The organism is Desulfosarcina widdelii (assembly GCF_009688965.1).
Taxonomy (GTDB): domain Bacteria; phylum Desulfobacterota; class Desulfobacteria; order Desulfobacterales; family Desulfosarcinaceae; genus Desulfosarcina; species Desulfosarcina widdelii.
Window position 1 is genome coordinate 4,144,463 of record NZ_AP021875.1, and the last position, 21,401, is coordinate 4,165,863.

19 protein-coding genes and 1 tRNA gene are annotated in these 21,401 nt (G+C 56.5%); 5 read left to right on the plus strand and 15 right to left on the minus strand.

Annotation, left to right across the window (positions count from 1 at the left end; all coding sequences use genetic code 11):
• Positions 1 to 2: 2 nt before the first annotated feature.
• From GN111_RS19070 to GN111_RS19090, 5 genes are read left to right on the plus strand one after another with little or no spacing between them, the layout of a single operon-like run.
• Complete coding sequence (locus tag GN111_RS19070) at positions 3 to 2,243, plus strand: sensor histidine kinase (protein ID WP_231715495.1); 2,241 nt, start codon at positions 3 to 5, stop codon at positions 2,241 to 2,243.
• A gap of 49 nt (positions 2,244 to 2,292) precedes the next feature.
• Positions 2,293 to 3,633 (plus strand): sigma-54-dependent transcriptional regulator, encoded by a 1,341-nt coding sequence (locus GN111_RS19075; protein WP_155305273.1) that lies wholly within the window; start codon positions 2,293 to 2,295, stop codon positions 3,631 to 3,633.
• On the plus strand, positions 3,630 to 4,181 hold the full coding sequence (rsmD, locus tag GN111_RS19080; protein WP_155305274.1) for a 16S rRNA (guanine(966)-N(2))-methyltransferase RsmD: 552 nt from the start codon (positions 3,630 to 3,632) through the stop codon (positions 4,179 to 4,181). Before GN111_RS19075 ends, rsmD begins: the two co-directional genes overlap by 4 nt.
• Before the next feature lie 60 nt (positions 4,182 to 4,241).
• Entirely contained in the window at positions 4,242 to 4,724 is a 483-nt protein-coding gene (gene coaD, locus GN111_RS19085; protein WP_155305275.1) for a pantetheine-phosphate adenylyltransferase, read from the plus strand.
• 3 nt (positions 4,725 to 4,727) lie between these two features.
• Complete coding sequence (locus tag GN111_RS19090) at positions 4,728 to 5,624, plus strand: selenium metabolism-associated LysR family transcriptional regulator (protein ID WP_155305276.1); 897 nt, start codon at positions 4,728 to 4,730, stop codon at positions 5,622 to 5,624.
• 27 nt (positions 5,625 to 5,651) lie between these two features.
• Here the strand turns inward: GN111_RS19090 and GN111_RS19095 are convergent, their stop codons facing one another.
• The 15 genes from GN111_RS19095 to pheT all read right to left on the minus strand — a co-directional run bounded on the left by GN111_RS19095 (position 5,652) and on the right by pheT (position 21,387).
• Positions 5,652 to 6,476, minus strand: coding sequence for an MBL fold metallo-hydrolase (locus GN111_RS19095; RefSeq protein WP_155305277.1), 825 nt, complete (start codon positions 6,474 to 6,476; stop codon positions 5,652 to 5,654).
• Positions 6,477 to 6,478: 2 nt separating this feature from the next.
• The gene (gene dut / locus GN111_RS19100; protein WP_155305278.1) at positions 6,479 to 6,937 is read right to left on the minus strand and encodes a dUTP diphosphatase; all 459 of its coding nucleotides are present in this window, start codon (positions 6,935 to 6,937) and stop codon (positions 6,479 to 6,481) included.
• 28 nt (positions 6,938 to 6,965) lie between these two features.
• Complete coding sequence (locus GN111_RS19105) at positions 6,966 to 8,237, minus strand: M16 family metallopeptidase (protein ID WP_155305279.1); 1,272 nt, start codon at positions 8,235 to 8,237, stop codon at positions 6,966 to 6,968.
• Positions 8,215 to 10,311: a polyribonucleotide nucleotidyltransferase gene (gene pnp, locus GN111_RS19110; protein WP_155305280.1), complete on the minus strand. Its 2,097-nt coding sequence runs from the start codon at positions 10,309 to 10,311 to the stop codon at positions 8,215 to 8,217. The genes GN111_RS19105 and pnp overlap by 23 nt, the downstream gene beginning before the upstream one ends.
• Positions 10,312 to 10,506: 195 nt before the next feature.
• On the minus strand, positions 10,507 to 10,776 hold the full coding sequence (rpsO, locus tag GN111_RS19115) for a 30S ribosomal protein S15 (protein ID WP_155305281.1): 270 nt from the start codon (positions 10,774 to 10,776) through the stop codon (positions 10,507 to 10,509).
• 92 nt (positions 10,777 to 10,868) lie between these two features.
• Positions 10,869 to 11,780: a tRNA pseudouridine(55) synthase TruB gene (gene truB / locus GN111_RS19120; protein ID WP_155305282.1), complete on the minus strand. Its 912-nt coding sequence runs from the start codon at positions 11,778 to 11,780 to the stop codon at positions 10,869 to 10,871.
• Positions 11,765 to 12,760, minus strand: coding sequence for a DHH family phosphoesterase (locus GN111_RS19125; RefSeq protein WP_155305283.1), 996 nt, complete (start codon positions 12,758 to 12,760; stop codon positions 11,765 to 11,767). Before GN111_RS19125 ends, truB begins: the two co-directional genes overlap by 16 nt.
• Complete coding sequence (gene rbfA / locus GN111_RS19130; RefSeq protein ID WP_155305284.1) at positions 12,723 to 13,109, minus strand: 30S ribosome-binding factor RbfA; 387 nt, start codon at positions 13,107 to 13,109, stop codon at positions 12,723 to 12,725. Before rbfA ends, GN111_RS19125 begins: the two co-directional genes overlap by 38 nt.
• A 64-nt stretch (positions 13,110 to 13,173) precedes the next feature.
• Positions 13,174 to 13,461, minus strand: coding sequence for a DUF503 domain-containing protein (locus GN111_RS19135; protein WP_155305285.1), 288 nt, complete (start codon positions 13,459 to 13,461; stop codon positions 13,174 to 13,176).
• Positions 13,462 to 13,469: 8 nt separating this feature from the next.
• Positions 13,470 to 16,229 (minus strand): translation initiation factor IF-2, encoded by a 2,760-nt coding sequence (infB, locus tag GN111_RS19140; RefSeq protein ID WP_155305286.1) that lies wholly within the window; start codon positions 16,227 to 16,229, stop codon positions 13,470 to 13,472.
• Positions 16,230 to 16,295: 66 nt separating this feature from the next.
• Entirely contained in the window at positions 16,296 to 17,699 is a 1,404-nt protein-coding gene (gene nusA / locus GN111_RS19145; RefSeq protein WP_155305287.1) for a transcription termination factor NusA, read from the minus strand.
• A complete protein-coding gene (gene rimP, locus GN111_RS19150; RefSeq protein WP_155305288.1) occupies positions 17,699 to 18,250 on the minus strand; it encodes a ribosome maturation factor RimP in 552 nt (183 codons plus the stop codon). The genes nusA and rimP overlap by 1 nt, the downstream gene beginning before the upstream one ends.
• 159 nt (positions 18,251 to 18,409) lie before the next feature.
• A tRNA-Gly gene (locus tag GN111_RS19155) sits at positions 18,410 to 18,485 on the minus strand.
• A 71-nt stretch (positions 18,486 to 18,556) separates the two neighbouring features.
• Positions 18,557 to 18,925: a MerR family transcriptional regulator gene (locus tag GN111_RS19160; RefSeq protein WP_155305289.1), complete on the minus strand. Its 369-nt coding sequence runs from the start codon at positions 18,923 to 18,925 to the stop codon at positions 18,557 to 18,559.
• Between the two features lie 47 nt (positions 18,926 to 18,972).
• On the minus strand, positions 18,973 to 21,387 hold the full coding sequence (pheT, locus tag GN111_RS19165) for a phenylalanine--tRNA ligase subunit beta (protein WP_155305290.1): 2,415 nt from the start codon (positions 21,385 to 21,387) through the stop codon (positions 18,973 to 18,975).
• Positions 21,388 to 21,401: the final 14 nt, after the last annotated feature.

Genomic DNA, 21,401 nt, shown 5'->3' on the forward strand with positions numbered 1-21,401 from the left:
TCATGATCTTCGGCAAACGCAATCCTGCACCCCAAATCATGCTCTCGCCGGATGAACGCAAGCGCCGGAAACGGGAGGCGGTGATCAGCATTGCCATCATTGTGGCAGTGGCTGTCCTGACCTTCATTGAAAACCGGGTGATTACCTTCGGAACCGACATTCCGGTTTCCAACACCATTTTGATGTTCATTCTGATCAACATCAACCTGCTGCTGTTGATTCTGTTGATCTTTCTGGTCTTCCGCAATCTGGTAAAACTGCTTTACACCCGCCGCCGCAAGGTCATGGGTGCCCAACTGCGCACACGGCTGGTCATGGCCTTTGTGGCCCTTTCCCTTTTGCCCACCATCATCCTGTTCTTCTTTGCCATCAATTTCATCACCAACAGCATTGAATTCTGGTTTACCGTTCCCGTGGAGCAGGCTCTGGAAAAATCCCTGCTCGTCGGCCAGAAATTCTATCGCGAGAACGAAATCCGCCACAGCTTTTTCATCGAACGCATCTCCTACCAACTGTCACGCAAGAAAATGACCGAACCGGATAAGCGCAACGAACTCAACCATTACATCCAGGTGGTTCAACGCGAATTCGACCTGGATTCCGTCGAGGTCTATTCGGCGAACTACAACCGAATCACCTATGCCTTGGGCAAGGACCTGGAAAACATGGCCGTGGCGGCCGCCCCCCCCAGGGCCTTTATCAAGGACAGCGGCGACAAGAAGGTGCGTACCGTCACCGAGACCCTGGAAAACGGTGAACTGCTGCGTACCGTCGGGACCGTCCCCTTCGGTGTTGCGCCGGAATCAGCGGTCGCCCATATTGCGCTGGGCCTCTTTGTTCCGCCGGATCTGGCGGAAAACATGGAATCCATCGCCAGAGGATTTGACGAGTATCAGCAAATCAAGCTTTTGAAAAAACCCATTCAGATTACCTACTACATCACCTTGTCCATCGTGGCGCTGCTGGTTATTTTCTGCGCCGTCTGGTTTGGTTTTTACCTGGCGAAAACCATTACCATCCCCATCATGAACCTGGCCGACGGTACCCGTCGGGTGGCCGAAGGGGATCTTTCCGTTTCCATCGACCCGCCTGCCGCGGACGATGAAATCGGCAGCCTCATCCACGCGTTCAACAAAATGACAAAAGATCTGCGCTCCAGCCGCCAGCAGCTTGAATTGTCCGCCCGGCAACTGACCCAACAGAACCAGGAGATCGAAGCAAGGCGGCAATACATGGAGATCGTGTTGAAAAATGTGTCCGCCGGTGTCATTACCCTGGACGCCGATGGTATTGTGACAACCTTCAACACTTCGGCAGAACGGATGCTGAACCTCGATGCCGGCAAAATTCTCGATAAACATTACAAGGAGTTGTTGGTTTCCGAGCATCTTGATTTCGCCGAAGACATCATGGACCGGATCGCGTCCGAACGGGACCAGACGCTTGAGATTCCGCTTAGAATTACGGTCAACGGACAACCGCGTACATTTCTCGTTTATGTGAATGCGTTGAAGGACGAACAGGGCGGCCCGTTGGGCACTGTTATGGTGTTCGACGATCTTACGGAGCTTGAAAAGGCCCAGCGCATGGCTGCCTGGCGGGAGGTAGCCCGGCGCATTGCCCATGAGGTGAAAAATCCGCTCACTCCCATCGGCCTTTCCGCCCAACGGCTCAAACGGCGCTATTCGGAGCGCATCAATGAAGAAGTCTTCGACGAATGCACCCGTATGATCATCGATCATGTCGATCTGATTCGCAATCTGGTCAATGAGTTCTCTACATTCGCACGGTTTCCGACGGCCAATCCCAAGCCGTGCAGTCTGGCCCCCATCATAGAGGAGACGGTTTCCCTTTATCGGGAGGGCCATCCGGACATTCAGTTCGACCTCCACACGGGAGAAGACATCCCCGAGATGAACCTGGACCGGCAGCAGTTCAAACAGGCCATGATCAACCTGGTGGACAACGCGGTCGCCGCCGTTCGGAACCGTGGAACCATCGCCATCACCGCCGCCTACGATCCGATCCTGAAACTGGTCCGGCTGGAAGTCGCCGACGACGGCACCGGCATCGCCGATGCGGACAAAATCCGGCTCTTCGAACCCAACTTCTCCACAAAGAAAGCAGGGATGGGATTGGGTCTGACCATCGTCAACTCGATTGTCACCGACCACAATGGAAGGATACGGGTACAGGATAATCTGCCTAAAGGCGCTAAATTTGTCATCGAACTGCCGGTTTAATGTCTTGATACCGGCACAGTCACCAAACTGTTGAAAAAAGGAGAATGGTATGTTCCCCTCCATTTTGATCGTCGACGACGAGCCTTCGATCCTGCAATCCCTGAGTGGATTGCTCATAGACGAGGGCTTCGAAATCATCACTGCCAGCAATGGCTATGAAGCCCTGAAAATCATCGATTCCGAAGCCCCGGACCTGGTGCTGCTCGATATCTGGATGCCGGGAATCGACGGCATTGAAACCCTGAAGGAAATCAAAAAAAACAGTTCCTCTTTACCGGTGATCATCATCACTGGACACGGCAATGTGGAAACCGCGGTCAAGGCAACCAAGCTGGGGGCCTTCGACCTCATTGAAAAGCCCCTGAACATTGACAAAGTCATCGTTTCCATCAACAACGCCCTCGATTTTCGCCGACTGGAAGAAGAAAACCGTTATCTGCGCAAAAAAATCATCGAGAAGCACTCCATCAGCGGCGGCAGTGCACCTGTTCAGGCATTGAACCTTCAAATCGCCACAGTGGCCCCCACCGAATCCTGGGTCCTCATCAAAGGGGAAAACGGAACCGGCAAGGAGCTTGTTGCCAGAACCATTCACCAGTTGAGCCCCCGGGCGGAAGCCCCCATGATCGACGTCAACTGCGCGGCCATTCCCGAAACACGCATCGAAAACGAGCTGTTTGGCCACGAAAAAGGCGCCGTCACCGGGTCCAATGTTAAAATGCGCGGTAAATTCGAACTGGCCAACTCCGGCACCATCTTTCTGGACGAAATCGGGGACATGAGCCTGGCCACCCAGGCGAAGATTTTGCGGGTACTGGACGAGAAGAAATTTCAACGGGTTGGCGGGGGTCGTGTGCTGACCACCGACGTGCGGGTCATCGCCGCCACAAATAAAGATCTTGAGGCGGAGATCGAAAAAGGGCGTTTCAGAGAAGATCTTTACTACCGACTCAACGTGGTCCCCATCGAGGTCCCGCCCTTGAGAGAACGAGCCGAGGATATTCCTACCCTGGTGGACATCTTTCTCGGAGAGGCCGCCGCAAATAACCGTGAGAAACGCAAAACCGTCAACCCCGATGCCATGGAAATTCTCAAAGTCTACCCTTGGCCCGGGAACGTTCGGGAGCTGAAAAATCTTATCGAACGTCTGGCCATCATGGTAAGTGACGAAATCATAGGCGTTGCCGACTTGCCGGCCAATCTTCTGGATCCGAAAGTCGGCGGCAATCTTTTTTCCATCGCTGATTTGCAGCAGGCCCGAACGGCTTTCGAATCCGAGTACATCCGCAAACAACTCGCCGCCCACGGAAACGATATCGACAAGACCGCACATGCCATTGGCGTCGAACCGGATTATATCACCACGGCTCTGGAAGGAACCCGGGATTGAGGGTCATCAGCGGGACACTGAAAGGTCGCCGACTGGTCTGCCCACCGGGGCTTGCCACCCGTCCGACTGCCGACCGGATCAAAGAGTCCATTTTCAACATCCTTTCCGGCAGGTTTCAAGAAAGTCGGGTGCTCGATCTGTTCGCCGGCACCGGTGCCCTGGGAATCGAAGCGTTGAGCCGGGGGGCGGCATTTGCCGTTTTCATCGACCAGGCCAAGGCAGCAATGGATGCCATCCAACGAAACATACGTGCATTTGGGATAGAAGGGCGCTCCCGTACCATCCGATGGAACATCCGCAAAAACCTCAATTGTCTGCGTTCGACCCCGTCCTTCGACCTGGTCTTCATGGATCCGCCCTATAGCACCAATGCGGTGAACCCCGTATTGACCTCCCTGGCAGCGTGCGGTGCATTGTGCCCCGGCGCCCGAATCGTGATCGAGCACAGCGATCAAGAACGCATCGTCCTTCCGACGGACACGCTGGTCCTCGCCGACCAGCGAGGATTCGGGAAAACCCTTGTTTCGTTCGTGGATGCCATGATATAGACCCTTTCCGAAAAGCGCCAGTTCTCGTTTTTTAGCTGTAGCCAACCACCGGGAGCCTTTATGTCTCGTATCGCCATCTATCCCGGATCATTCGATCCGGTGACCAACGGACACATCGATATCGCCAAACGCGGATTGAAACTGTTCGATCACATCATCGTCGCCATTCTTCACAACCCGGGTAAGAAATCGCTGTTCACCATTGAGGAACGCCTGGAAATGCTCAACGAAAGCATGTCCGGTATTGATCATATCGAGTTCGACACCTTCGACGGCCTGCTTGTGGATTATGCCCACCAGCGGAAAGCGTGTGCGATCTTAAGGGGGATGCGGGCGGTGTCCGACTTCGAATACGAGTTCCAGCTGGCATTGATGAACCGCAAACTCAAACGGCAAGTCGAGACCGTTTTTCTGATGACCGGACTGCGGTGGATCTTCACCAGCTCGTCGATCATCAAAGAGGCTGCCCGCTTCGGCGGAGATGTGTCGGACATGGTGCCGCCGAAAGTCAATTCCCGGCTCAAAACCAAATTCGGATTCTGAGCCATGGATCTATGGCAGCTTCAAATTTTCTGTAAGGTCGTCGACCTCAAAAGTTTTTCCCTGGCGGGGCGGGCGGTTCACCTCTCGCAGCCTACGGTTTCCAGCCATATCAAAGATCTGGAGGATCACTTCGGCTGTCGCCTCATCGACCGACTGGCCAAAGAAGCCCTGCCCACCAAGGCCGGGCAATTGCTCTACCGCTACGCCAATCGAATGATTTCTCTGCGGGACGAAACCGAAAGCGCCCTGGCGGCCTTCAAGGGTGAAATCAAAGGCTGCCTGGATATCGGCGGTAGCAACATTCCCGGCGCTTTTGTACTGCCGGCTATTATCGGCGCGTTTACCGCCCGTTACCCGGATGTCAACATCAGCCTCTCAATTGCCGATACCCGCCAGACTATCGACGCGATCCTTTCCGGGGAACTGGAACTGGGTGTCGTGGGCGCGGCGTCCTCCGATCCCGGTATTCTTCAGCGCCGTCTGATGGAGGATACCATGTGTCTGGTCGTCCCGGCCGGACACCGGTGGTTTTCTAAAAAACGCGTGACCGCCAAACAGTTGTTCAACGAGCCGTTCATTATCCGCGAATCCGGATCGGGAACCTTGAAATCGATTCAAAACAGCTTCTCCGACGCGGGACTGCGTTTCAGCGATCTGAAAGTGGTCGCCCGCATTGGCAGCACCGAAGCCCTGCGCCAGGGCATCAAGAACGGCATGGGGGTTTCCATTCTCTCCGCCGTTGCCGTATCCGACGACGTCGCGGCTGGTCATCTGCATACCCTGACCATCGACGGCCTGAACCTCAAGCGGGCCTTTTACCTCACCCACCACCGCCACCGCAGCCTCTCCCCCCTGTGCCAGGCCTTCATCGAATTCATCGGCAGCCGGATGCCTGAATAAAGGAAGGGGGGCAACCCGTAGAAGGAATCATTCCTTTTCCAATGTCAGCACACGGCAACCGGTCGCCTGACAAGCCACATGAAGCTTTGTTGAAGAGCCTTGGAGAACCGTTTCAATGGCTTCTCTGGCAATATCGGGGGTGTTGTTCTCTTCGCTGAGGTGCGCCAGGATCACATGGGCCAGGCGGTCGTGTCGCAGCCCATCAAGAAGCGAGGCTGCGTCTTCGTTGGAAAGATGGCCGCTGCGGCCACGGATGCGCTGTTTCAAGGGCCAGGGATAGGGACCGTCGATGAGCATCCGATCATCGTGGTTGGCTTCCAGAATAAGGATATCGCAAGACTGCAAATGCGTTTTCACGACACTGGTGGCGATTCCCAGATCGGTGGCTACGCCCACTTTGGACCCGTTGCAGCGGATCGTGAAGCCGGCAGGATCGACCGCATCATGAGAGATGGAGAAGGGATGAACGACCAGATCACCGATGGGAAAATTCCGTCCGCAGGTAAACGGATGAATAGCGGCCAGTTTGCCTAAAGCGCTTTGCGATGCTTCGCGGGTTGCGTCGCTGATATGCACCGTCAGGCCGAAACGCCGGGAGAGAACCCCCACCCCCTGGATGTGATCGGCATGCTCGTGGGAAACCAGGATGGCATCCAGGCCGCCGGGATCCAGCCCCTTGGCGGCCATGCGGCGCTGGATCTCTATCCCCGAAAGGCCGGCGTCGATCAATATGGCGGTGCGTCCGTCGGAAACGTAAATGGCGTTGCCCCGGCTGCCGCTGGCCAGCACGCATACCGAAACGGAAAGTGGATTGGCCTTGGCTGACGCATCGCCTGGGGGGCTCGCATCCATCGTCACCGCCCAGTATGTCCGAACCCACCGGAACTGCGGTCGGTTTCCTCGAGTGTTTCAACCTCGTTGATACGAGCCTGGACCACCCGCTGAACCACCATCTGGGCGATGCGATCGCCTCTCCTCAAGGTCACTGGCTGCGGTCCCAGATTGATCAGGCCGATTTTTACCTCACCGCGGTAATCGGCGTCGATGGTTCCCGGAGCGTTAACGATGCTGATGCCGTATTTAACCGCCAACCCGCTGCGGGGACGGATCTGCGCCTCGAAACCATCGGGAAGGGCCATGGCGAATCCCGTGGGAATCAGGCAAATCCGGCCGGGATCCAGCACAAGATCCTCTTCCAAGGCGGCGTGAATGTCCATCCCGGCGCTCTGGGTGGTCATGTAACGGGGCAAGGGAATGTCTTTGTTTTTCTCGGGATCCAGTCTGAGGAAATCGATGGATAGCGAAGCATTCATGGGCAATGTTCTCTGGTGCCCTGCGCTCTCACAGGGCCATCGCTTCTGAGAAGTCGTCTTTTTCGACACCGGGACCCAATATGGTCAGGGCGACATGGCCGTCGTTCCACAAACCATCGGTCAAATCGAGAAAATCTGCCGCGGCCACCGTATCGATGCGATCAATGACACGCTGCATAGGGATATGGCGGCCGAAATAAAACTCGTTCTGGGCCAGGCGAACCATCTGGTTTTCCGGGCTCTCCTCCGCCATGAGCAAATTCCCCTTGATGAAGGCTTTGGCATCGTCGAGAACCGCTTTTTCAACCGGTTCCTGTCGAAGTTGGCGGACCTGATCCATGATCAGCCGGATGCAGGCACCCGCATCCTTGGGTGTTACCGCCGAATAGATGCCCAGCATCCCCGCATCGGCATAGGAAGTCAGAAACGAGTAGATGGAATAGGCCAGTCCCCGCTCTTCCCGGATGGTCTGGAAAAGGCGGGAACTCATGTTGCCCCCCAGGACCGTGTTGAACAGGGACGCGGCGAAGCGACGTTCGTCGGTAACCGACACCCCGCGCATGGCCAGGCAGAAATGGGTCTGCTCCAGATCCCGGTGCCTGCACGTCACGCCCCCGGCGTCGGTGGGTGAACAGCGGTCCATCAACCCGTTTCCGGCCGCAATGGAGGAAAAAACGGGGGTCAGCAGACCCACCAGCCGGTCATGGCGAAGATTACCAGCCGCGGAAATCACGATGCGGTCCGGCCGGTAGCGGCTTTTAAAAAAGTTCCGGATGGCGCGGCTGTCAAACCCCTGAATGTTTTCAGGTGTACCCAGGATGGACCGTCCCAGGGCATGGCTTCCCCAGAAGGCAGGGCTGATCTTGGCATGCACCCACTCTTCGGGGCTGTCCTCCACCATGCCGATTTCCTGAAAAATGACCGGGCGCTCCCGGGCCACCTCCCGCTCGTCGAAAACCGAATTGAGAAAAATGTCGGATAGGATATCCACCATGGTTTCCAAATGGATATCCAGTACCCGGGCATGGTAGCAGGTGTGCTCCATGGAGGTAAACGCGTTGGTCTGGCCCCCGATGGCATCGAACTCCTTGGCGATCTGAAACGCACTGCGCCGGGCCGTACCCTTGAAGATCATATGTTCGATGAAATGGGACAGCCCGCTCTCCGCATCGGTTTCGTCCCGGGCCCCCACATGAACCCAGACGCCCATGGAGACGGAGCGCACATGGGGCATGGTCATGGTGACAATGCGGATTCCATTGTCCAGGATGGTTTTGCTAACCTTCGGATTTGTGTTCATCTGCCAGGACAGCTTTGTGACTGAGCCGGATCTTGCCGTCCTTGGAAATTTCCAGGACTTTGACCTTCAGCATGTCGCCTTCCTTGACCACATCGGTCACCTTACCCACCCGGCGGTTGGCCAGCTGGCTGATGTGCACCAGGCCGTCGGTACCGGGGACAATCTGAACAAATGCACCGAAATCGGTGGTCTTGACCACCTTGCCTTCGTAAATGGCCCCCACTTCGGGTTCCATGGTCAACGATTCGATCTGCTCACGGGCGGCATCGCCGTCCTCGGCCGAGGTGGCGGCAATTTTCACCAGGCCGCTGTCGTCGATTTCGATCTTGGTGTTGGTTTCGCTCTGAATGGCCCGGATCACCTTGCCTCCGGGGCCGATGACGTCACGAATCTTGTCCGGGTTGATTTTGATGGCCACAATTTTCGGAGCAAACGGGGAAATCGCTTCGCGGGGCGTAGCCAGCGCCTGGAGCATCTTGCCCAGGATATGCAGGCGACCTTCCTTGGCCTGTTCCAAAGCCTTTTCCAGAATTTCCCGGGAAAGCTCGTGAATTTTGATGTCCATCTGCAGGGCGGTGATGCCTTCAGTGGTACCGGTCACCTTGAAGTCCATGTCGCCGGTGTGATCTTCATCGCCCAGGATGTCCGACAGGATCACCACTTGGTCGCCTTCTTTGACGAGCCCCATGGCGATGCCGGAAACGGGCGCCTTGATGGGCACGCCGCCGTCCATCAGGGCCAGGATTCCCGAGCACACTGTTCCCATGGATGAGGAACCGTTAGACTCCAGGACTTCGGAAACGATGCGGATGGTGTAGTCGAAATCTTCCTTGTCCGGCAGCACCCGTTCTATGGCGCGGGTGGAAAGGCCACCATGGCCGATGTCCCGCCGGCTGGGAGATCCCACGCGTTTGACCTCGCCCACCGAATAGGGAGGAAAGTTGTAATGCAGCATAAACGGACGATTCTCTTCGCCGCTGAGGGTTTCGACGCGCTGTTCGTCTCCACCCGATCCCAGGGTCAGAACCCCCAGTACCTGGGTTTCGCCGCGTGTAAACAGCGCGCTGCCATGAGGACGCGGCAGAACGCCCACCTCACAGGTGATGGGACGGATTTCGTCAAAACGGCGGTTGTCGATACGGCGGCCTTCCTTCAGAATCATGTCCCGGCAAATCTGCTTCTGCAGGTCGCCGAGAATGGCGCCGACTTCGGCACCGCGGTCGGCCGCTTCCTCTCCCAGCGATTCAACCACCTGGGCCTTGGCGGCGCGCACGGCCTCGTAGCGTTTCATTTTTTCGGGGATGGTCAAAGCTTCACGCAAAGGGGTGCGGGCCATCTCGACCACCCGCTCGACCAGCACCGGATCCTTTTCCGGCGGAGTGAAAGGCCGCTTTGGGCGGCCGATGGCGGCCTTGAGTTCTTCCTGGATGTCGATCAGGGGCTGGATGGCCTGGTGGCCGAAGAAAATGGCTTCCAGCATGTCCGTTTCGCTGACCACATCACCGCCGCCTTCCACCATGACCACGCCGGTTCGGGAACCGGCCACAATGATGTTGATGTCGCTTTCCGCCCACTGCGCCAGGGTGGGGTTGGCCACAAACTGACCGTCGATGCGCCCCACGCGGACATTGGCGATCGGTCCGGCAAAGGGGATGTCCGAAATTTCAAGGGCCGCCGAAGCACCGACCATGGCCAGCATGTCCGGATCGTTTTCCTGATCCATGGACAATACCGTAGCGATGACCTGGGTCTCGTAGCGATAGTCTTTGGGAAACAAAGGACGGATCGGCCGATCGATCAGACGGGCGGTGAGCGTCTCTTTTTCGCTGGGCCGACCGATCTCCCGGCGGAAGTAATTGCCCGGGATCCGTCCGGCGGCATATACTTTTTCCTGGTACTCTACGGAAAGCGGCAGGAAATTGGTGTCTCTTACGTCATTGGCGGAAACCACCGTTACCAGAACCACCGTTTCGCCGTATTGAACCACGACCGATCCGGAAGCCTGTTTGGCGACTTTGCCCGCCTGGATGCTCAGGGGTTTGCCCCCGACATCCGCTTTGAATGTATATTCCATTAGAAGTCTTTCTCCTGATTGAGATTGCGGCAGGGACACCATGGATAGGTGCCGCTGCCTGGCGTCTGCCGATCATGGGCTTGCCAAACGCAGGATGCAGCCCACCGGCACGACCCATGTGTCGTCGGCAGCCGCATCCGCAAAAAAACCGGCAGGTAAGATCCGGCAGCGCAACGGCTGCCGGTTGCAATGGCCCTATCGTCGCAGGCCAAGGGTTTCGATGATTGAACGATACCGCTGGACATCGTTGCGTTTGACGTAGTTGAGCAGTCGACGACGCTTGCCTACCAGCATCAACAGCCCTCGTCGGGAGTGGTGATCTTTTTTATGCACCTTCAGATGTTCGGTCAGATAGGTAATTCTATGGGTGAGTAAACCGATCTGAACTTCCGGGGAACCGGTATCGGAATCGTGCTTTTTGTATTTTTCAATCAATCCTTTTTTGGTTTCTGCTGTATAGGCCAATGTTCCGTCCTCCTTGATTCGTTTGCTGACTATACAAAAACAAATTATCGATTAACTGCTTTAAATTGATTTACAATTTTTGTTTATTACCTTTACGCGGCAAAAACACAACAATAATTATAACTGTCCGGATACCCGGAGTCTCCCAGAACCGCAATCAAACGGCCGCTTCGGTCGACGATCTTGAAAAACCCTTCCCGAGATCGTGCGGGGCTCGACGGAAAATCTTCTTTTGAGAGCTTCATGCCATTTGCCACCTTGCCGGCAAGTCCGTCATCGGCAACCACAGCGGGAATGAAGGGCAAGGCATCGTTCATGCCGATAACCGCCTTTTCCAGCATCCCCCGATCCTTTAGAGCCGCCAGCGCTTCCGGATTCAAGGCGTCCTCGATGGAGAACCCGCAACTAACTGTCCGCCGCAAGCGTTTCAGATGCCCGCCGCACCCCAATGCATCTCCCATGTCTGCACAAAGGGTGCGAATGTAGGTCCCCGATGAACAGCTTACCCTGAACCGAACCTCCGGCAGATTCACCTCCAGGATATCCAGGCGGTCGATGCGAACCATCCGGGCCGGCTTCTCGATGGCTTCTCCCCGGCGAGCCAGTTTGTAAAGCGGGGTGCCTTCATGTTTCAGCGCCGAATAGACCGGAGGGACCTGAGCGATCTCGCCGATGAAACGCCCGGCGATTCGGGTGATCGTCGTATCGGTGATTCCCTCCACCGGCTGCTCGGCAACCACTGCTCCGGTCGGATCCTGGGTATCTGTCTGTATGCCCAGCCGGAGTACCGCCTCGTAGGTTTTATCCCCTTTTAGAAAGAACCGCGAAAGCCGAGTTGCCCGGTTAAGGCAGCAAACGAGAACCCCGGTAGCGAAGGGATCCAACGTTCCCGTATGGCCGGTTTTCCTGGCACCGAACAGCGCCTTGATCCGTGAAACGACCCGGGCCGAGGAGAGGCCATCCGGCTTGTCCACCACGACGATGCCGTTCAGTTCAGATGGCATTTCTCGCTGATACCGTCAGACAGGCCGTAAATAATACGCTTCAACTCAGGCAGACTGGACTCCATGGAAAACCCGGCCGCCCCGGCGTGCCCCCCGCCTCCGAAACCCGATGCAATTCGGGCGACATCTACACTGCCGTCCGAACGCAGGCTCACATGGAATCGTTTTCGGGAATCTTGAGAATTAACGCCATTTTCCAGTTCGTGAATCAGGGCGGCAACTTTCACATCCTGAATTCGACGGGCATAGTTGATCAGACCGTCGGCATCTTCGGACTGTGTGCCTGTCTCGGCAAACATCTCACGGGTCACCGTCATGATCGACAAATAACCGTTGTTGGATATCTCGATGGAATCCAAGGCCAGGTTGAGAAGTTTAATCCGTCCCAGCGAATAGGTACCGTAAACGTGCCGGGCCACCGATGAGGGGTCCACGCCCCTGGCCACCATGGCCTCGCAAATGGCAAAGGCCGTCCGGTTGGTATTCGAGAACCGGAAGGATCCCGTGTCACTTAAAATACCGGTATAGATGGCCGTGGCCATGGCGGTGTCCACGTCAAGACCCATGGCCTGAACCAGCCGGTAAATGATTTCACAGGTGGCACAGGCATTGACGTCCACCAGTTGATGCTGCCCGAATCGGGTATTGGTAATGTGATGGTCGATGTTGATCACCACTGGTATCGCACCGACCCGCTTCGCCTCGACCCCGACCCGGCTCAGGTCGCCGCAGTCCAGCACGACGGCCGTATCGAAACGTTCAGGGTCGCAAAGCTGCTTTTGAATACGATCCACCGAGGGCAGAAAGCGATAGACAGCAGGGATGGAACTTTCGTTGTAAAGATTGACTTCGCAGCCTAAGCTTTCCAACACGATCCCCATGGCCAGCAGGGAACCGATGGCATCGCCGTCCGGATTGACGTGGGATGCCAAAAGTGCGCGTCTACTGTTTTTCAGGTGTTGGATAATGTTTTTCATCATCGCTTCTTAAGGTTTTCAGTACCCGTTCGATGTGGGCGCCATAGTCAAAAGAGGCGTCGTAGAAAAACTTCAACTCCGGCATGTACCGAAGGCCCAGTTCTCTTGCCAGCTCCCGCTTGATAAATCCCTTGGCACTTTCGAATCCTGCCGTCAAATCCCGCTGGTCATGTTTGCCGTCATGGGCGGCAAAATAAACCTTGGCGATCCTAAGATCCTTGCTCATGGTCACCCCGGTAATGGTGGCCTGGGCCAGCCGCGGGTCGCTAACCCCTTTCAGGATCAGATCGGAAAGAACCTTTTTGACCTGGCCGCCGACTCGTTCGGCTCGATTGAATGATCTTGCTACCACGGTTGTACCACCATCGACCCGCGAACCGGATCGTCACTTTCGTTGGGTTGCCGAAACTTTCGGTTCACAGCGAAATGATCTCCATCTGGGTGTCGATCATTTCCGCCAATCCGAGATCCTCGGCGAAATTAAACAATTTGTCCAGTTTGGCATTGATCGTCCGGCGGTCGCTGCCCACGAGGCCGACACCGATTACGGCCCGCTGGTAAATGTCGTTGTCATCCACTTCGGCAACCGATGCGTTGAAATGGTTGCGAATGCGGGCGACGATTGCTTTGACCACCTTGCGTTTGCCTTTCAGGGACCTGCAATCGTGAATCCTGAAGATCATGCACCCGACGCCGACAACCATCGGAGCGCCTACTCCACTTCGGGTCGGATTTCTTCGACATAGTAACTTTCGATTACGTCTCCGACCTTGATGTCATTGTAATTTTCGATGCCGATGCCGCATTCGTAACCGGATTGAACCTCCTTTACGTCGTCCTTGAAGCGCCGGAGGCTGCCGTTCTTGCCTTCATAGGTAACGATGCCGTCCCTGAGAAGCCGCATCTGGTGGCCGCGTTGAATCTTTCCATCGGTTACATAACAGCCGGCGATGGTGCCCACCTTGGGCACATGGAAGGTCTGGCGCACCTCTGCGCGGCCAGTCACCCGCTCTTCGTAGATCGATTCCATCATGCCGACGATGGCATCCTTGACCTCTTTGATGACATTGTAGATCACGTTGTGGAACCGCATGTCCACGTTTTCCTCGGCGGCCAGTTCCTGCACCTTGGCATTGGGCCGCACATTGAATCCAATGATAATGGCATTGGATACTGCGGCCAGAGAAATGTCCGACTCGGTAATGGTACCGGTGGCGGCGTGAACCACATTGATGCTGACCTCGTCATTGGAAAGCTTGACCAGCGAATCCCGCAGGGCCTCGATGGAGCCGTCCACATCGGCGCGGATAATAAGGTTGAGGTCTTTGACCTCTCCTTTTTGCATCTTTTCGAACAGCCCCTCCAGGCTGAGCCGGTTGGTTTTGGCCAGTTCCTTGGAACGCTGCTTCTGGATGCGGTGCTGGCTCACCTGGCGGGCGTCCTTCTCGTCGGCCAGGGCCACCAGTTCGTCACCGGCCATGGGCACACCGGACAGTCCCACGATCTCCACCGGCATGGAGGGACCGGCGGATTCCACCGTACGACCCAAGTCATCCTGAAGTACGCGGATCTTGCCGTAGTGCATACCGCAGACAACCGAATCGCCGGCTCGCAGGGTGCCTTCCTGAACCAGTACCGTGGCCACGGGGCCACGCCCCGAATCCAGCTTGGCTTCGACGACATGCCCGCTGGCCAGTTTGTCCGGGTTGGCCTTGAGTTCCAGAATTTCCGCCTGCAGCAGAATCATCTCGAGCAGTTCGTCGATGCCTGTATTTTGTTTGGCCGACACCATGACGAAAATGGCATCGCCGCCCCAGGCTTCTGGAACCAGGCCGTGTTCACTGAGTTCGCGCTGAACCCGGTCCGGATCGGCATCGGGCTTGTCCATTTTGTTGACGGCCACGATGATCGGCACGCCGGACGCTTTGGAGTGATTGATCGCCTCCACGGTCTGGGGCATCACCCCGTCGTCGGCGGCAACCACGAGAACGACGATGTCGGTCACTTTGGCGCCGCGGGAACGCATAGCCGAAAAGGCCTCGTGGCCGGGGGTGTCCAGAAAGGCGATTACGCCCTTATCGGTTTGGACATGATAGGCCCCGATATGCTGGGTGATGCCGCCGGCTTCGCCCTCGGTCACGCGGGTCTTGCGAATCACGTCCAAAAGGGATGTCTTGCCGTGATCGACATGGCCCATGATGGTCACCACGGGGGGACGGGCAGCCAGCTTTTCAGGGTCGTCTTCCGTCGTTTTCTTGAGGATCACCTCTTCTTCGAAGGAGGCCTTTTCCACTTCGTATCCAAACTCGCCGGCCACCAGCACCGCGGTATCGTAGTCAATGGTCTGGTTGACCGTCGCCATGACACCCATGCCCATCAGCTTGACGATCATTTCGTTGGCCTTGATACCCATACGTTTGGCCAGCTCCGACAATACGATGGTTTCATCGACCTTCACCCGCCGTTTGATGGCTTTGGCGGTGGTGATCTGGGTCTTCTGGCCCGGAGGCATGGACTTCAGCTTGCTTCCCTTGCGGCCCTTGCGCCCGCGTTTACCGCTGTAAAGCGCGGCTCCCTCAACAATCTCCCGCTTGCGGAAACCACCTTTTTTACCATAGCGCGGGGCTTCGCCGTCTTTTTTCCGCCAACCTTTCTTTTTCTTCTCTTTTGCGGAAGCCGGGGGTTGATCAGGCTCAGGCTTCGTGGGGTGTAGCTGCGAAGGGAGCCCGGTCGGTACAACGCGCGGCGACGGTTTCGTGGGCGGCGGCACCGGATGGGTCGGCAGTTTGATAATCTTGGCCGCCGCTTCCTTCTTGGCCTTCTTGGTTTTGACCGACGGGGCTTTCGGCTCCTTGACCTCGGGCGGCGGCTCGGCAACCGGCTGTTCCTCCGTCGGCTCGGCCGGGAAGGCTTTTGTTTCCTCGACCGGCGGTTCTTCGGCAGCAGGAGCCTCCGGTTTCGGCGGTCCGGCAACTTCCGGCTCGGCGGCAGTCTCGGAAGACTCTTCCGGCGCGACCTCCTGCACCTCGGGTTCGACAGCCTCAGGTGGCGCCTCGGGAGTCTCCACTTTGGGTTTGGATATAATTTTGGCGGATTCCGCAGGCTTCCGCTTCTTGATCACCGGTTTTTTCTCGGTCGGAGCCTTGGCTGTTTCCGGTTCCGGAGCCATCTCTTTCTGTTCCACCGGGGGGGATTCCGGCACTTCGGCAGAAACGGTCTCGGGTTCGGGGGTCTCCGGTTCTTGGGGCACAACAACCTTGCGCCGGCGAATCACAGTGGGTCGTACACGCTTTTCCTCAAGCTGATCGTCCTTGGCGCCGAAAAGAACCGACTTGATTTTGGCCACCACATCTTCGTCCAGAGAACTCATATGACTGTTCACTTCGATATCAAGGTCCCTGATCTTGTCCAGGAGTTCCCTGTTCGTCATGTTCAGTTCTCTGGCAAATTCATATACTCTGATTTTTGCCATCCATTCCCCCCAAACTCTTAATTACGCCGTTTTCGCTCTGTTGCAATCTCCGCACACCCTGATCCGTTACGGGGTATCTTCCGAAGCAGTCTTGTCGGAATCGGAGGCTTCATTGGATTCATCCGCAGGCGTTTCCGCCTGAACCTCGTCGCCCCCTTCCTCTTCGGGTTGTTCCGATTCTTCCGCTACGCGGGCTTCGTCTTCCAGGCGCTGTTTTTCGGCCGCTTCAGCCGCTTCGATAACGTACTGCCTCGCACTTTCCAGCAGCACCGGCGCTTTCTCCTGTCCGATGCCGCGGATTTCAACCAACTCCTCAACGCTGGATTCGGCCAGCTCTTCCGCCGAATAGATCCCCTTGTCAAAAAATGCATCGGCCAGACCGGCACCGACTCCGGGGATGTTGACCAGAGATTCGTAGCCGAGCTTCATCATTTCGTCATATTTGGATTCGGAATTGACATCCAGATGCCATCCGGTGAGTTTCGAAGCCAATCGCACATTCTGGCCCCGCTTGCCGATGGCAACCGAAAGAAACTCGTCCGGGACGATCACTTCCATGGCATTATTTTGTTCGTCGATGATCACCCTGGATATTTCCGCAGGAGCCAAGGCATTGCAAACATACTTGGCCGCATCCACATGCCAGGTGATGATATCGATCTTCTCTCCACGAAGTTCCTGAACGACATTTTGCACACGGCTGCCTTTCATGCCGACGCAGGCGCCGACCGGGTCGATATCGGAATCGTGGGAAGATACGGCAAACTTGGCCCTGCTTCCCGGCTCCCTGGCGGCCCCCTTGACTTCCACGATCCCCTCGCTGATTTCGGGAACTTCCGTCTTGAACAGGTTGATCAACAACTCGGGATGCGTCCGCGAAAGAACGATCTGAGGACCGCGGGTATCGTAAAGCACATCCAGAATCAGGGCCCGAATCCGGTCTCCCCGCCGGTAATTTTCGCGGGGGATCTGCTCCCGCGTGGGTAAAATGGCCTCGGTCGTACCCAGATTGACGATAATGTTGCCACGGTCCACCCGCTGAACAATACCGTTGATGACTTCGCCCTTGCGGTCGATGTAGCTGGAGTAAACCGCATCCCGCTCCGCATCTTTCATCTTCTGGATAATCACCTGTTTGGCCGACTGTGCGGCAATGCGTCCAAAGGTGGAGGTGTCCATCTTGGTGCCGAGGCTGTCGCCGACCTCGCAGTCGGGATCGAGCTTGCGCCCTTCCTCGAGGCCGATCTGCAGATCCGGCTCGGTCACTTCCTGTACCACCTCTTTAAACTGGAAAACCTCGATCTCACCCGTGTCGGGGCTGTACTGGGCCTCGATATCGACCTTGCTGCCGAATTTTTTCCTGGCAGCTGAACGTAGCGCCTCTTCCAGGGCACGGATCAAAATCTCCACATCGATGCCCTTGTCCCGGCTTACCTGCTCCACCACGCGTTTGATATCTGCTATAAACATCAGTGTTCTCCGTTAAAATTAATCAGCCGCGCCCTTAGAATATCGTTGAAATCAAGATGGACAATCCCGTCATCCATCTTTAATTGAATCTTGCCTTCGACAACACCTTCCAGCACGCCGGTAAAATTTTTGCGGCCGTCAACGGGCGTCGACACACGAATCCTGGCCCGCTGGCCCGAGAACCTTCGATAATCCTCGAGTTTGCCCATCGGGCGGTCAACTCCCGGCGAAGAAACCTCCAGGCGATAGGGAGGAAGATCGTCGGCATGCACGTCCAACAAGTCGTCCAACTGGCGGCTGATATCGACGCAGTCGTCCAGGGTGACCCCTGTCGGCTTGTCCAGGTAGATGCGCAGGGTAACCCCTCCCGGCTCCCGCTGATATTCCACGTGGACCAGCTCCAGTCCTTCGCTTTGGCACAATGGCTCCGCCAGGCGGGTGACCGTGTCTACAACCCCCTGCCGGCGCTTGCGCGCTTCGGTGTCCAAAGGAAAATGGGCCGCCTTCTTCTCCCGGAACTTCGATTTTCGCTTGTGGCCACGCTTGGCCATTTCGCCACCAACAAAAAAACAAAAACGGGCGAACAGCCCGTTTCCAAGTTACCACCGAATTATGGATACCGTTACTTACCAGTCCATAAAACCACGCCAGGCGGAAAATCCGCTTTTCTTCCAGCAACAGCCCTGGAAAAGACGAAACCGGACTTGAAATGGAGCGGGCAACGAGATTCGAACTCGCGACACCAAGCTTGGGAAGCTTGTACTCTACCAACTGAGCTATGCCCGCTCACCAAAATATTGTCATTAAGGCAAATAAATGCCTCTGTCAATCTTTTTCTACAAGCAAGGGAACCGTTTTTAACGACTCGACGCGTCGATCATCTTCCGAATACGAATTAATTCTTCCCTGATTTCGGAAATTGCCGGAGGCGCTTTTGCCGTCGGCTTTCCTTTCGGACTACCGGTCTTGCGCTTTAAATGCTGCCGGGCCCCTTCGATGGTGAATTTTCTCTCGTAGAGCAGGTGTTTGATCCGTAATACCAGCGCCACATCCTGCTTGCGGTACATCCGCTGACCCGCCCGGGTCCGCTTGGGTTTGATCTGCTTGAACTCCGTTTCCCAAAACCGCAGCACATAGGGAGGGACATCGACGATGTCGCTTACTTCGCCGATCCTGAAGTAAAATTTGTCAGGTATTTGGGGTACACCGTGAGCATCTTCTTGCATCGGTATTGTCCACAATGGTCGAAGCGCTGCCGGTGGTACACGCCGGGTCAGGCCGGTAGCGTCGCGCGGAATTCGGTAATCAATTGTTGGGTGAGCCGATGATGAATCTCGTTTACGGTTTCGTCCTCCAGGGTCCTTTCGGCAGACCGGTAAACGATCCGGAAGGAAACGCTCTTTTTCCCAACCGGAATGGGGTCGCCGGCAAACACGTCGAAAAGATACAGATCTTCGACCAGGGCTTCGCCAAAGCCGACCACCGTATCCATCAGACTGCTGGATTCAACCGCCTGATCCACAATAACGGTGATATCCCTGGATGTCGAGGGAAAACGGGGAATCGGCACCATCTGCTTGGAATCGGGGACCCGTTGACTCAACAGCTCCAGATCCAATTCGAAAACGAAACAACGTTGTTTGAGGTTGTAATGCTCCACAACCGCCGTATCCAATTCGCCGACAATGCCGAGCATCTCTCCATCGAGAAGCACTTTGGCTGTATGGCCGGCGCGGGTGTAGCGGCACACTTCGTCCGGCTGCGCCGTAAACGCCGGTTGACCGACGCCCAGGCAGAGCGCCAACCCTTGCACGGCCCCTTTGATGTCGTAAAAGTCGCAGGCGGTTTCACGGGTATGCCAGGCAGTATTGGATCGGGCACCGGTCCAAAGCCCCACCAGCATCTCCTTTTCCAAGGGAAGGGTCATGTCCGGTTGGGGGAGAAAAACCTTGCCGACTTCGAACAGACGTAAATCGTTCTGCTGTCGAGCGATATTACGCTGGGCCGTTTCCAGCATACCGGGAACCAGGGTGGTCCGCATCACCGACTGCTCCTCGGAGATCGGGTTGAGCAAATCCACATGACTGCGGCGCGGATCTTCGGCATCCAGTTGAATGCGGTCGGCGGATTCAGCGCTGATGAAACTGTAATTGATGGTCTCGGAAAAACCGAAAGCACAAAGAATTTCCCGGACCCGGTTGCGGTGGTCCCTCAGGGCAGTGACGCTGGCTCCCCGGGCCGGGATCTGGGGGAAAGTGACCGGAATCCGGTTGTAACCGGAAAGCCGGGCCACTTCTTCCATTAAATCCTGCGGCCGAAAGACGTCCACGCGAAACGACGGCACCTGGACGCGCAGTATCTGGTCTCCATCCGGGCGAACCTGGAAAGCAACGCTCTCCAGCAGTTTGGCCATGACATCACGGTCCAGATCGGTGCCTAGAAGATCGTTGGTTGCCGGTACACTTAAGGAGAGTTCCAACGGTTCGGCACTTCTGAAGTCTTCATCAATAAAGCCGGCAACCATCCGCCCGAGGCCCAATTCGGCCATCAGGCCGGCCGCCCGGTCGAGCGCGAAAAGAGTGCCGTCCGGATCCACCCCCCTTTCGAAGCGGTGGGAGGCATCGGTGTTCAATCCTAAGGATTTGGATGTCTTTCGAATGCTGATCGGATCGAAACAGGCGCTTTCGATGAGCACACGGGTGGTGGTGTCCTCGATTTCCGAGTTCAACCCGCCCATGACACCACCGACGGCAACCGGCTTTTCGCCATCGCAAATCATAAGCATCTGATCGGATAGCAGACGATCCTTATTGTCCAGGGTAGTAAATGGTTCGCCCTCGGCGGCCGTTCGCACCACGATACGGTGTCCGGCCAGATTGTCGAAGTCGAAGGCGTGCAGCGGTTGCCCGGTTTCCAGCATGACGAAATTGGTCACATCGACCAGGTTGTTAATAGGCCGCACCCCCACGCTGCGCAGGCGCTCCTGAAGCCAGTAAGGCGACGGGGCCACGCTGACACCTTCCAGCAGCCTCGCCGCGTATCGGGGGCAGTGGTCCGTAGCCTCGATGGTTACAGAGGTTAAGTCGTTGATGTTTCCATGGGAATCGGGAAGCGAAAATTCAGGGACATTCAAGGCCACGCCCAGAATGGCGGCAATCTCGCGGGCCACACCGATCAAGCTCAGACAGTCGGGGCGGTTGGGTGTCAAACCGATCTCCAGGGTAAAGTCGGAAAGGTTGAGCGCATCTTTCAGACAAAGGCCCGGCTGCAAATCCGGATCCAGCACCATCAGGCCTGAGCCGTCGGAGCCCAGTTCCAATTCCCTTTCGCTGCACAGCATTCCTGCGGACGTTTCGCCGCGAATCACCGTCTCTTGCAGTACCGCCCCGTTGGGCAGCCGGGTACCGACATGCGCCAGCGGGGCTTTGATTCCCACCGCCACATTGGGAGCGCCGCAAACCACCGTTGCGGCTTTGCCTCCACTGTCCACCCGACAAAGCTTCAAGCGGTCGGCATTGGGATGGGGCAGCACCTCTGTGACCTTGCCCACCACCACCGTTTCCAGGAAGGCATAGCGATCTTCCACGGCTTCCACCTCAAGCCCTGCCATGGTCAACGCATCGGCAAGTTCGGAGACCTCCATCGTGATGGGCACATATTCGTTCAGCCAGCTCAAACTTACTTTCATCGGTTCAGGAACAC